Origin of the sequence: Endozoicomonas sp. 4G, from assembly GCF_023822025.1 — a bacterium.
Lineage (GTDB): Bacteria > Pseudomonadota > Gammaproteobacteria > Pseudomonadales > Endozoicomonadaceae > Endozoicomonas_A.
The window spans coordinates 5,974,072-5,988,220 of the sequence record NZ_CP082909.1 but is presented as its reverse complement, the minus strand read 5'-3'; the positions used below and the strand labels follow the sequence as shown (position 1 = coordinate 5,988,220).

At 48.2% G+C, this 14,149-nt stretch carries 7 protein-coding genes; 6 read left to right on the top strand and 1 reads right to left on the bottom strand.

The window, feature by feature from the left end:
* Positions 1-521 precede the first annotated feature (521 nt).
* A complete protein-coding gene (locus K7B67_RS23745) occupies positions 522-3,146 on the bottom strand; it encodes a TonB-dependent receptor (protein ID WP_252178316.1) in 2,625 nt (874 codons plus the stop codon).
* Positions 3,147-3,692: 546 nt separating this feature from the next.
* Between K7B67_RS23745 and K7B67_RS23740 the strand changes: the two genes are divergently transcribed.
* The 6 genes from K7B67_RS23740 (at position 3,693) to K7B67_RS23715 (ending at position 14,149) form a co-directional block, all read left to right on the top strand.
* Positions 3,693-5,633 carry a S9 family peptidase gene (locus K7B67_RS23740; protein WP_252178315.1) on the top strand — a complete coding sequence of 647 codons (1,941 nt, stop codon included), beginning with the start codon at positions 3,693-3,695 and terminating at the stop codon, positions 5,631-5,633.
* A gap of 244 nt (positions 5,634-5,877) precedes the next feature.
* On the top strand, positions 5,878-6,366 hold the full coding sequence (locus K7B67_RS23735) for a hypothetical protein (protein ID WP_252178314.1): 489 nt from the start codon (positions 5,878-5,880) through the stop codon (positions 6,364-6,366).
* 64 nt (positions 6,367-6,430) lie between these two features.
* The gene (locus K7B67_RS23730; RefSeq protein WP_252178313.1) at positions 6,431-9,253 is read left to right on the top strand and encodes a pitrilysin family protein; all 2,823 of its coding nucleotides are present in this window, start codon (positions 6,431-6,433) and stop codon (positions 9,251-9,253) included.
* A gap of 250 nt (positions 9,254-9,503) precedes the next feature.
* The gene (locus K7B67_RS23725) at positions 9,504-11,672 is read left to right on the top strand and encodes an ABC transporter substrate-binding protein (protein ID WP_252178312.1); all 2,169 of its coding nucleotides are present in this window, start codon (positions 9,504-9,506) and stop codon (positions 11,670-11,672) included.
* A gap of 94 nt (positions 11,673-11,766) precedes the next feature.
* Positions 11,767-12,744: an ABC transporter permease gene (locus K7B67_RS23720; protein WP_252178311.1), complete on the top strand. Its 978-nt coding sequence runs from the start codon at positions 11,767-11,769 to the stop codon at positions 12,742-12,744.
* Between the two features lie 13 nt (positions 12,745-12,757).
* Positions 12,758-14,149, top strand: a complete 1,392-nt coding sequence (locus K7B67_RS23715) for an ABC transporter permease (RefSeq protein ID WP_252178310.1) — start codon at positions 12,758-12,760, stop codon at positions 14,147-14,149.

Below are 14,149 nucleotides of genomic sequence, written 5' to 3'. Positions count from 1 at the left end.
CCCAGATGAGCTTTACGCTTTATAAAGCTCTCAATGCAAACAGCAACATCCTGATGACAGCGATGATGTTATTCATCTACGCATCATGCGACTGTGAAAGAATGATTACGAAGTGTGAATTTAAAACTTTTCAATACGTAAAATCAATAACAAAATTTAATTAAACCTTATACACGTCAGATGACAAACGACTAGAGGCGTTAGAGTGATAGGGAAACCCTTACACAGCAAGACTTTTAAGCTTCTTTTTCTGGCACTTTCTATCACATAAAATAGGAAAAATATTTTAAACCCACTGGAAAAACGACCGGAAGTAGAAGGTGTCACAAAACTCTGGCTTCCATGCTTTTAGGCCCTGTGGGTCCCAGCGTGGGAACCCATACCTATCTCGCGCTGTAGAGTCAGCTTTTCAGGGGAGGTATGCATTCCCACGCAGAGCATGGGAACCAGGGTTTCGCGACGACCGGAAGCAGAGAGAGTGAAGCACGAAACAACCGTGCCCCACTGCTTTCAGATTCCTATCAGAACTTATAGGTACCTTTGATATAGTATGCACGACCCACTGAACTGTCATAGCTTCTGGCATAGAAAGGAGACTTCTTACTCAGCCGATCTTCTGGAGGAGCGACATCAAAAATATTGTTTATACCGAAGCCAACAGAGGCATTCTTACTGATGCGATACTTACCGGAAAGGTTCACTCTTGTCATGCTATCGACTTTCGGGTCATAACCTTTGGCCTTGGCGTCATCACAGGTTTCGAAGTAACCCTCGTTCGCATTGCTTGAGCAAAAACTACCTCTGTGCTTTACAAACACGTTCGCCCTGTACTTCTGATAAGACCAGCCCAGACTCAGTGTTGACCGTATGCCAGGCTCATACTGAGTATCATCTCTCACCGGATCAGTGTGTGAAGTCTGAGTTTCACGCCTGATCAGGTGGGTAACGGAGAGCTCTGTTTTGAATTTACCGTAGCGGGTTTCAGGGAATGTGTAACGAACCGTCGCATCAACACCTTCAACCGTTTCGCCAGCCTGGTTGACAGGTCCGTAGATAAGCGTGTCAATGGTACCCACAGTCTGACCATCAGCAGGTTCATTACGGATGATCTGCGAACCCGGGTAACGATCAGGATCTTCAACAACACGTCTTTTGTCTGGAGTCACCACCAAATCTTTCAGCACAATCTTGTACCAGTCAGCAGACAACGTCAGATCATCAGTGGCTTCCCAAACAACACCGAATGAGTAGTTGGTTCCGGTTTCTTCCTCCAGCTCCATGTTCGGACCCTTGACTATATTAATTTGCGAGGGATCACAGGCGTCTTCTCTAGCTTCATCTGAACCAATAAACGCATCGCAGTATACTGGATCAGTGACGTTGCTGAAGCCCCTTGTGATACCACCAAACAAGCGCTGCATATCGGGAGCCCTGAAGCTTTTACCCCAACTGCCTCTTACCAGAACGGTGTCTGCTGGACGATAGGCAAACGACACTTTCGGTGTTGCTGCGGAGCCAGTATTTGAATCATCATTGTAATCATCGTATCGGGCAGCCATGGTCACTTCCAGGTTACTAAGAACCGGAACCAAAACTTCAGCACCAAGCCCTACCTGTGTCCGCTCACCGCCACCGGATGTACCACCTACACCAAGATAGATACCGTCGAGAGTACCCTGATCCCTTTTATCCTCATACTTGGTTTCATTAACCTCAGCAAAGGTTGCAAAACCCATCGTCCCGGTTGGCAACTCAAATAAATCACCGGTCAGGCTTGCGGTATAGCTCAGGATAGAAGACTCTGCATCCGTGGTACTGGCAGCTGATACTTGATCAACAACACTTTGAGGAATGGGCTCCAGCAGATCAACTTCTCCTGATTTAACCAGGGCCTCCATTTCATCCTCAACAATGACTGGTCTGGAGCTTTCAACTTTTTGCTTGGTATAACCTACAGACACTTCCCAGTCGTAAGTATCCATCAACAAACCATTCAAGCCAACTAAGCCGCCATAGTAGTTAGTATCAGCACCTTTTTCGCGCTCACCGAACTCAACCAGACGACGGTAAAAGGTACCCTTTTGTGGATTATCAGTTCCGTAAGTCGGGTTGCCTGGGTCATCGGCAGAAAGCCTTATTTTGAGTCCAGAAGGTTCAAGATAGGCCATTGTGTGTTTCTGCCCAAATCTCAAGCGAGTAAATGCGGTGGTATCCTCTGTCAGATCATATTCCATATTGCTCAACAAATCGTAGGATTCGCTTTTTGGCTTGAGCGTTCTGTGAGCCGAACGATTATAGCCACATTTGCCGTCTTCCTTGATAATTGCATTTTCTCCAACAACCGCATGACAATCTTCCGGCGTAATAATACGCCTTGGTTTGCTGGTAACAAAGGTTGAACCGTACGAACTGTAACTCGAATAGTAGCTGCGATCACTATTGTCATTTCCAGCCCAATCTCTATCTTTTTGTCTGAGTATTTCATTCCCTTTCAACTGGGCAATAAAAGTAGCTCTGGCCCGTTCAGTAGAGGTTCCTGCTAACAGCTCTACCCGGCCATTAGCGTAACCACCTTGATGGGTATCACCCACCTTGGCTTTTACTTCAACACCTTCATAATCATTCTTGAGAATAACGTTAACAACACCACTCATCGCATCCGATCCATATATGGCGGATGCGCCGTCGGTGAGCACTTCAATACGCTCTACCGCAGCCATAGGAATTTGACCAAGGTCAGTAAAGTTGGTGCTGCCACCAGAGCCAAGAGGGAACATTGGAAGACGTTTGCCGTCTATAAGAGTCAAGCTACGACCAACACCCAAGCCACGCAGGTTTACAGACTGAGCCGTTGGAGTATAGCTGCGCGCATTCTGCTGGGTGAGTCCGCCGCTATTCTGGTTAAGAGAATGAAGCGCTTCAAAAACATCGGTGAAACCACGGTTTTCCATATCTTCCGCAGTAATCACGATGACTGGAGATGGGCCTTCAACGTCCACCCGGGAAATACGAGAACCGGTAACCTGAACTTTCTCAAGTTTCTCAACTTCCTGCTCTTCCACCTCTTCTGCAATGGCAAGATTAGAGCCAGCAGAAGCCCCGATAGCGACGACGATGGCCGTGCTGAGTGCTGTCCTTCTGAACATGTTATTATTTTTTCCCTGATATCCACTTATAGTGTTTATTATTGGTCAGTTTGAGTTTTTGGCTCCTTGCCTGTGCACCGCCATTCCTGGCTGACGACTTCTCACTGCCTTTTTGTGGTTATCCCTGAACAACGCAACTGCTAATACCTGTTCCCCAACAGGGTTATACATCAAAGGGGCTCCACCCCAGATGAGCTTTACGCTTTATAAAGCCCTCAATCCAAACAGCAACATCCTGATTACAGTAATAATGTTATCCATCTACGCATCATAAGACTGTGACAGAATGGTTACGAAGTGTGAATTTAAATCTTTTCAATACGTAAAATCAACTATAAAAAATCAATTAAACCTTATACACGACAACTAATAACTGACTCAAGCCGTTCGAGTGAAAGCTAAAAACTCTTACACAGCAAGTCTTTTAATATTAAATTTTTTATACGTCTTAATGCGTATATCTGTTGAAGGAATCCACTATACGCACTTGGTTTAATAACTATTCAGTGATACAGTTGCAGCGCAAAAACACCCAAGGAAATAATAATGAAAAAGCTTGGAGCTATAGCCCTGTTAATATCAGTGAGCCTTTCAGCCAACGCCGTAGTGACGAAACGCACTGCAAATAACGGCAACCTGGTAATGGAAGATGTACCCGTCATTCCACAACAAATAATCGATGACGTGCGTCGTTACCAAAAAGTCAGTTCTGCACCTTTCCGTGAATTCAGCCAGTCTGGAGAAAGTATTTTTATATCCACTCATTCTGGCGGAGTCAGACAATTACACCGGGTAGATACTGCCGGTGGTGCCCGCAAGCAGCTAACATTTTTCAAAGAGCCGATTGGCAGCATCAATCGCCAACCTGATAGCGATAATATCTCCTTTTCTATGGATGACGGCGGCGATGGGTATACACAACTATTCTTGCTTAATACGGCGACAGGTGAAAGCAAGATGCTAAGTGACGGCGAATCCCGCAACAGTTCGCTGGTCTGGAGTAAAGACGGAGCAAAATTTGCTTATCGGAGTACCCGACGTAATGGTAAATCCAATGATATCTGGATGATGAACCCAACAGCACCAGAGAGTGCTGAAATAGTCCTGAAATCAACTGATGGAAGCCTGTGGAGACCGCTAGACTGGTCTGACGATAATAAAAAACTATTAGCCCAACGATATATCAGTTCCTACGATTCCAGGATTTATCTGGTCGATCTGGCAACCAAACAAAAAGTTATGCTGGCTGGTAACCCGGAAAAAACCTCAGTCAATTACGGTCTGGGTTTTGATGCCGACAACCAGGGCATGTTCTTTCTCACTAACGAATTCAGTGATTTCAACCAATTGGCCTATCAGCCATTTGGCGATGGAGAAGTTAAAGTCATCACCAGTAATATCAACTGGAATGTCAACGAGTTTGAGATGTCGCAGGATGGCAAACGAGCCGCTTTTGTGGTTAACCAGGATGGCGTTGAAGTCATGTACCTGCTTGATCCTGAGAGCCATCAATTCGTTAAAGTCAAAGGCCTGCCTATTGGACTGGTTAGCGGCCTTGAGTTTAGTGACGATGGCAGCAAAATAGGCCTGACACTGAATACCGCACAAACGCCCAGCGACAGCTTTGTACTGGGGTTAGGTGAGAAGCCGCTACAACAAGGTCGTCTGACACGCTGGACCTTCAGTAAAGTAGGACCGTTAGATACCAGTAAATTCAGTCTACCTGAATTGGTCAGAGTAAAGAGTTTCGATGACAGAGAGATTCCGGCGTTTGTCTACAAGCCTGATACCAAGGGCAAAAAACCGGTCATTATTAGTATCCATGGTGGACCTGCATCTCAGTTTCGCCCTTCATTCCGCAAAACTTTCCAGTTGTGGATGGATCAGTTAGATGCCGCTGTCATTGCGCCGAATGTTCGTGGTTCTACAGGGTATGGCAAAGAATACCTCAACCTTGACAATGGCTTTAGGCGCGAAGATTCCGTTAAAGACATCGGTGCCTTGCTGGACTGGATTAAGACCCAGCCTGATTTGGATGAAAACCGCGTCGCTCTCATTGGTGGCAGTTACGGTGGCTACATGGTATTGGCCAGCGCGGTACATTATAGCGACCGCCTCAAAGCCGCTGTAGATAGAGTGGGTATTTCTAACTTTGTGACTTTCCTGGAAAACACCAAGTCTTATCGCCGTGATTTACGCCGGATGGAGTATGGTGATGAGCGGGATCCACAAATGCGCGCTCATCTGGAAAAAATCAGCCCCAATAATAATGTTGATAAAATTAACATTCCAATGTTTGTCGTTCAGGGCCAAAATGATCCGCGTGTACCTGTCACTGAAGCCGAGCAAATCGTTAAGTCGTTGCGCGATCATGGCAAAGAAGTCTGGTATATGAATGCACTCAACGAAGGCCATGGTTATAGTAAAAAGGAAAACCGCGATATCTATACTCAGGCCGTTGTAATGTTCTTCGAAGAGTTTCTCTAACCGGTGAACGGTCTCCGCCCTGCCCTCCTTCGGGCGAGGCTTTTAACTTCTCAGGCAGCGATCGTACGCACGGCACCGAACTGGCGGTCTAAAAATCCGCCTGTTCTGGTGTTGGTTGGATGCGTATTTTAGTAGCCCTCAACGGTTGCTATTTTGTGATTTTCTTTCTGAAGACTGTTACAGTGCAATCTCGTAAACCTCTGCTATTCTGTAGCTTTCCATCGTTCTGCTTTAGGAAAAGCTTATGAATTTAAAGGCCAAACGATCGAGCGGCACCGAGCTCGACCATATTCGAGATACTCTCACTGACGTTGTCAACTTAACCGGAGAAACGCGTAGCGAAGTTAAAAAACTGAACTGCAAGGTTGATCGACTTGAACAGCGTGTAGTCAGGGTTGAAGAAGATGTCGCCGTCCTGAAGGAAGATGTCGCTGTCCTGAAGGAAGATGTCTCCGGCCTGAAGGAAGATGTCGCTGTCCTGAAGGAAGATGTCGCTGTCCTGAAGGAAGATGTCTCCGGCCTGAAGGAAGATGTCGCTGTCCTGAAGGAAGATGTCGCTGTCCTGAAGGAAGATGTCGCTGTCCTGAAGGAAGATGTCGCTGTCCTGAAGGAAGATGTCTCTGTCCTGAAAGAGGATATGTCCAGCGTCAAAGCCCATCTTTCAAACCACGACAAGCGCTTCGACCAGCTCGAAATGCTTATTCGTCAACTACTTCCAAACGCCAATAACTAAAGTAAGAAAACAAAAAATGGGACGGGAGAGCAACAGCCTCCCAACCACCAGAAAGAGAAGAAGAATGACAAAAATAAATACAAGGCAAGTACGCCCTCATTTCAAACAAAAAGCACTCACAACACTCATCACCACTTCAATACTACTGACCGGATGCACTCAACTCCCGCCTGAGACAAAAAGCACATCGCCGTTTTCTCCGTCACACTCTCAATCTGTTCCCACGGTCAATATCCCCTACAAAAAGTTTGTACTGGATAACGGGCTAACAGTGATTGTTCACGAAGACAGAAAGGCTCCTGTTGTTGCCGTGAATGTCTGGTACAAAGTGGGCTCCAAAGACGAACCTTCTGGCAAGACTGGCTTTGCCCATTTGTTTGAGCACCTGATGTTTAACGGCTCTGAAAACTTTGACCAGGATTTCTTTGTCCCCTTCCTCAGCGCCGGTGCCACCGACATGAACGGCACCACCAATAATGATCGCACCAACTATTTCCAGACGGTTCCCACTCAGGCTCTGGACATGGCGCTTTGGATGGAATCGGATCGCATGGGTCACTTCCTCGGCGCTGTGACTCAGGAAAAACTGGACATTCAACGAGGAGTGGTACAAAACGAAAAACGTCAGGGAGAGAACCGGCCCTATGGCAAATCATGGGGACAAATGGCTGAAGACACTTTTCCTGCCGGGCATCCCTATTCCTGGTCGGTCATTGGTTCCATGGCAGACCTTAATGCTGCCAGCCTTGAGGATGTAAAAGGTTGGTTCAAAGAGTTCTACGGCCCCTCTAATGCAGTCATTGTGCTGGCCGGTGATATTGATGAGAAAACCGCCAAAGAGAAAGTCAACAAATACTTTGCCGATATTCAACCCGGACCTCCCCTGAGCGTACCGGGTGCCTGGGTCGCCAAACGTACAGGCGAAAAACGTCGTGTAATGCAGGACCATGTGACCCAGCCAAGACTGACGCTGAGCTGGAATATTCCTGAAGATGGCAACAGGGAAAACATGAATCTTCAGGTTCTGGCTTCGATCCTGGGTGAAGGCGAAAGTTCCAGACTGTATCAACGACTGGTAAAAGAAGAGCAACTGGTCACCGATGTTTCAGCCTATGTTTATTCACGACTGCTGGCCGGACAAATCTATATCAGAGCTAACGCTAAACCCGATGCCGACCTTGAGAAAGTAGAAGCCATTATCCGGGAAGAGCTGGACAAAGTATTGCGGAAAGGAGTGACTCAGGCTGAACTGAACCAGGCACGTATTCGCTATACCGCCGATTTTATTCGTGAAACAGAAAGAGTAGGTGGATTTGGCGGCAAGTCCGATATTCTGGCCCTGGGTGAGGTGTATCACGGCAACCCCGGGTTTTATCAGGTATCCACTCAGCAATTACTAGAAGCAACACCCGACTCTGTTCAAGCGGCGGGTAAGGAGTGGCTGAGCGACGGTGCCTATGTGCAAACCGTTTTACCCTACACCCAGTACACAGCTGCCGACAAAGGTGTCGATAGAAGTCAGCTGCCCTCTGTAGGTTATGGCAAAAAACTAAACCTCCCGGACATTCAGCGAGCCGAATTGAGCAATGGTCTGAAGGTCGTTCTGGCTAACAGAACCAGTACACCTATGGTTTCCATGCGCCTGCAATTCAATGGTGGGTTATCCAGTCATCAGGGTTATGGCTCAGGTGTTCCTGCTTTCACTCTGGAGATGTTAAAAGAAGGCAATAAAAAACGCGACAGCGCAGCGATTCAGACTGAGCTGGATAAACTGGGCACGACCCTGTCGACCTCTATTTCCGGTGACCAGGCTGCTATCAGCCTGAGCAGTCTTTCGGTCAATCTGGCACCCAGCCTGAATATTCTGACCAAAATAGTGACTGCCCCCGGATTTGAGCAGAGTGATATTGAGCAGCTGAAAGCGCAAAAACTGCAACAGATTGGTCAGGAGAAAACCACTCCCACCTCTCTGCTTCAGAGAGAACTCCCTAATGTGCTTTATAGCGCTGATCATCCCTATGCGACACCTGCCACAGGTTCAGGTCATAGTGAAACTCTGAACACGCTTGATCGCAAGACAGTGGTCAATTATTACAACGACTGGATTCGCCCGGACAATGCCACTCTTTTTCTGGTGGGTGACGTTAACCTTGATCAGCTGATGCCGGTACTGGAGCAGAACCTTGCCCAGTGGCGTGCACCAGACAAGGCAATCCCTAAGGTAAGCTTTCCTGAAATGGTACAACCGTCAAAGCCCAGGGTTTACCTGATCCATCAGCCAGATGCCCAACAATCCACCATTGCCGTAGCTCAACTGTTGCCAGCTTTGTCTTCAGACCAGCTGGTCGAAGAGCTTTCTTTCAGTGTCTTCAATGATCTGCTGGGCGGCGAGTTCACTTCCCGAATCAATATGAACCTTCGTGAAGAAAAACGTTGGTCTTACGGAGCCCGGTCCTACAGCCGGGACACCAAGGCACAGAGACCTTATCTGATTCGCACTTCGGTTCAGACAGACAAAACTGGCCCGGCACTGGCAGAAATCCGTCATGAGCTGAACGCCGTGTTCACCAATGAGATGGCCTCTGCGGATGAGGTGACTCGCTACCGTGATAACCGCCTCAAGGAACAGGCGGGACGTTTTGAGACCAATGACCGCTTGTTAAACGCTATCAGTCGTGTAGAAACCTACAACCTTCCGGACAATTATCTGGAGCAATACGCCGATCTGCTCAAGGACATTAATACTGAATCGGTTCGTAAAGCCGGAGATAAACGACTGGATCCAGAAACCATGATCTGGATGGTTGTAGGTGATCTGGAAAAAATTGAGAAGGAAGTTCGCGAGCTGGGGCTGGGGGAGGTGGAGATACTGCAACCCAGAGGTTAAACATCATGCGGTGAGAGACTTCTCACCGTATCTCAGAATGGCAGGTTTTCTGAATTACTGGACACCATAAAGTCACCAATACTCACTAAAACTCACTAAAAAAATTCCGCTTTAGATGACGCCCCCCTGATAAATAAGTACAATCCGAACCCAAGACTCCTGAACAGACATTACCCGACTCTGCTCAGGACACAACCCAGTCACCCTGGACATCAACCAACAATAATTAAAAAACGGGGATGAAGTTACTATGAACCGAAAAGCAACCAGGTATCTGGCTGCCACGCTGACAGCAGCCACCTTGCTCACGGGCTGCACAGGCTCCTGGAATGACCCCAACCCACCAGCGGACCCCGAACTGAATGTCTATTTTGGCAATTTTGCCACTCGCCCTAAACATCTTGATCCGGTTCGGTCTTACAGTTCCGAAGAAGGCCTGTTTCTGGATCAGATTTATGAACCGCCGCTGCAATATCATTTCCTGAAACGCCCCTATGAACTGGAACCTGCAACAGCTAAGGAACTGCCAGAAGTCACCTTTCTTAATGAGCAGTTAGAGCCCATCCCGGACGGTGAAAAACCTGCCTACAGTCTTATAACGATAAAGCTTAAGCCCGGAACGCTTTACCAGCCACACCCGGCTTTTGCTAAGGATCAGGAAGGCAATCCACTCTATCTTTTCAGCACGCCAGAAGAGAGTGCACCTTATACACTGCTACAAGACTTTCCGGTACAAGACACCCGTCTTTTGACGTCGGATGACTACATTTATCAGCTCAAGCGTATGGGTGACCCCATCAACAAGTCACCACTGATTGGGCTGATGTCCGACTATATCGTTGGTATGAAAGAGTTCGGACAACAAGTCAAAGAGGCCCGACAAGAAGGTCAGTGGCTTGATCTGCGTGATTTCGATATGGAAGGTCTCCAGAAAGTAGACGACCTGACCTACACCATTCGAATCAAAGGTGTCTATCCCCAGTTCAATTACTGGCTGGCGATGCGTTTCTTTTCCCCTATCCCTTTTGAAGCGGATCGTTTTTATCACAACCCCGGTTTTGAGGAGAAAAACCTGACCCTGGACTGGAACCCAATCGGTACCGGCCCCTTTATGATGACCCGGAACGTACCCAACCGGGAGATCATTCTGGAAAGAAACCCGAATTACCGGGATGACTTTTTTCCTTCTGAAGGCACCGGGAGCGATGCCGAAAAAGGCTATCTTGCCGACGCGGGCAAACGGCTACCCTTCATCGACAAAGCTATTTTCCGGTATGAAAAAGGCGCCACGGCAAAGTGGAGCAAATTCACCCAGGGTTATTACGACCGCTCCGGTGATGACAGCTCGAACATTAACACCGCGACCTTTGATCATGCTTTCACCGTGGGGCCCGATGGACTGGAGCTGTCCAAGGCGATGGCAGGCAGAGGCATTGTTCTGGATGAAGAAGTGCAACCTTCGATCTTTTACACCGGCTTTAATATGCTCGATCCAGTGGTCGGTGGTTACACAGAAGATAAACAGAAGTTACGTCAGGCCATCAGCATTGCCTTTAATGATCAGGAGTATATCGACATTTTTAAAAATGGTCTTGGTCAGACGGCTCATGGCCCTATTCCACCCGGTCTCTTTGGTTACAAGTCGGGTCAGGCAGGTATGAATGGTTACGTATTCGACTGGGATGAAAAAACCAATAGTCCTGTTCGCAAGTCGATCGAGTATGCCAAACAGTTGTTGTCTGAGGCGGGTTATCCTAACGGACGTCATGCTGAAACCGGCAAGCCCCTGATCCTTTATATGGACACCACGGCACAAGACACCAGCCCAACAGCAGACTGGTATAAAAAGCAGTTTGCCAAACTGAATATTCAACTGGAGTTCCGCACCACCGACTACCCCCGTTTCAAAGAGAAAATGCGCCAGGGCAATACCCAGATTTTCCGCTGGGGCTGGCTGGCAGACTACCCTGATCCTGAAAACTTCCTGTTCCTTCTGGACAGTCGTCAGGGGCTGGTGAAATGTCAGTGTAACGGTAGCAACAGCACCAACTATGACAACCCTGAGTTTGACCGCCTCTACGATCAGGTCAAATCGCTCCCCAACGGACCTGAACGACTGGCTGCTATTAATCAAATGGTTGCAATCGCTCAGCAAGACAGCCCGTGGATCTGGGGCTTCAACCGGAAGGATTTCTATTTATCCAACCAGTGGGTGAAAAATACCAAACGACACGGCATCAGTCAGGCAACACTTAAGTACGTCCGCCTGGACCAGCCTGTCAGGGAAGAAAAACAGGTCGCCTGGAATGCTCCCAATATCGTCCCATTGCTGGGCAGTATCGGTTTACTTCTGGCTCTGATTATTCCCGGAATAGGCGCCTACCGTCGCAGGCAAAAACTGACCATCGAAACAGAATAATTATAAAGACTCTTTAAAAGACTCTTTTGAAGAGCCATATCGGACAGACACTGAAACTCAGTGTCTGAATCCAGTGATTTCAGGTTAACAAACTATGCTTGTATACATTTTAAGAAGACTCTTTTACGCACTCCCCATCCTGATTGGAGTTAATGTACTGACCTTCCTGTTGTTCTTCGTGGTGAACACTCCGCAGGACATGGCAAGGGCTCACCTGGGTGACAAATACGTGACCGAGGATGCCATCAATCACTGGATTGAAGAAAAAGGCTATGACGATCCGCTGTTCTACAACAGTGAGTCTGAAGGCATTAACGCCTTTACTGATACCATCTTCTTCAACAAATCACTCAAGCTTTTTGCGTTTGATTTTGGTCGTTCCGATGAAGGCCGTGATATCAGTTCCGATGTGACTGACCGTATGGGCCCGAGCCTGGCTCTGGCGCTACCTTCTTTTATTATCGGTATCTGGGTAAATATTTGTGTTGCACTCATGGTGTTGATGTTCAGGGGCAGCCGTCTTGACCGGTTTGCGGTATCGGTCTTTGTCACCCTGATGTCCATTTCCTACCTCTTTTACATCATTTTTGGCCAGTATTTTATTGCCAAGATGTCCAGGCTGGTGCCTGTTTCTGGCTTCAATGACGGTATTGATGGCTGGCGCTTCCTGATACTGCCGGTCATTATCGGCGTTATTGCCGGTATCGGATCGGGCGCCCGCTGGTACCGAACTTTGTTTATAGAGGCGTCCAGCCAGGATTTCTCCCGCACGGCACGGGCTAAAGGGGTGAGCGAAGCGGGCGTTCTTTTCCGTCACATTCTGCCTAATGCCATGCTGCCTATTCTCACCGGCGTCGTCGTGGTTATCCCTTCTTTATTTATGGGCAGCCTGATTATGGAATCATTCTTCAGCATTCCCGGACTGGGCAGCTACATGCTCGACGCCATTCAAGCCCAGGACTTTGCCATCGTCCGAGCCATGGTTTTCCTGGGATCAGTCCTTTACATCACAGGGCTGATCATGACCGATATTTCATACACCTGGGCTGATCCCCGGGTCAGACTGAACTAAGGAGGGGCTTAAAATGGATTTAGCATTTAAACCGGTTGTCCTCTGGACCGATGCACTGATCTTTATACTGGTCGGACTGATATCCTTTTTTATCTACACGCTTCGCCAAAATCCTGAAAACAGGGCCCGTTGGCGTGAAGTATTTTCTACCAAACTGGGCATGAGCACCTTCGTCATCATCATGGCGTACGTCAGTGTTGCCCTATTGGATTCCCTGCATTTTCGAACCGAACTCCCTCCTGCTGAAGGACAGGATGCTGAGCAGGTTTACTACAGCAATCAGGTCAACAGTGTTCTGGATTTAATGCTGGGAGAAATGGGCGAGCGTATGGAAAGAACCTACTCAGCGCCTTTCTCGCTAAAGTCCTGGAATAAGGAAAACATTAAGACAGAAACCGGTGAAATGATTCGGGACTACCCTGGACTGACCTACGGTGGTCAGCATCTGGAAAGTCCTGATGATAAAGCCATGGACATTGTTTTTCAGTCTTTCAAGGGCATACTGCTGGGGCTTGTTTTTGCGGGTATCCTGATTGGCATTCACTGGTGGTTGCTCAGGCTCAACAAATCAGCCCAATCTACACTGCCATGGTCTTCTGCCTGGATAACACTTGCCGTGATCATGGCGATCTTCGGCTGGCTCATCACCATGGGTAATCTTTACCATGTTCTGGGAACCGACCAGGCCGGTAACGACACCCTTTATGAAAGTCTGAAAGGCATTCGCACCGGTGTTCTGATCGGCACACTGGCGACCTTGATCACCATGCCCATCGCCATTTCCCTTGGTATTATGGCGGGCTATTTCAAAGGCTGGGTAGACGACATTGTTCAATACATCTACACCACCCTGGTTTCCATTCCCGGCATTCTGCTGATTGCCGCTTCGGTTCTGCTGTTCCAGGTTTGGATCAATAACAACCCATCCTACTTTGAAGTCGGTCTGGAAAAAGCCGATGCCAAGTTCCTAGCGCTCTGCTTTATCCTGGGTATCACCAGCTGGACCAGTCTCTGCCGACTGCTCAGGGCTGAAACCCTGAAAATCAGTCAGCTGGAATACGTTCAGGCTGCCCACGCTTTCGGGGTCAGCCATCTGCAAATCATCTGGCGTCATATTCTGCCCAACCTGAGCCACATCATCCTGATCTCTTTTGTGCTGGACTTCAGTGGTCTGGTGCTTGCCGAAGCGGTTCTTTCCTACATTGGTGTTGGCGTTGATCCGGCCATGGCCAGCTGGGGCAACATGATCAACCTGGCCAGCAGTGAACTGTCCCGAGAGCCTTCCATCTGGTGGAACCTCAGCGGTGCCTTTGTACTGATGTTTACCCTTGTACTCTGCGTCAACCTGTTCTCTGACCTGGTCAACGACGCTTTTGACCCCAAAACCAAGCTGGAGGCCGCCTGA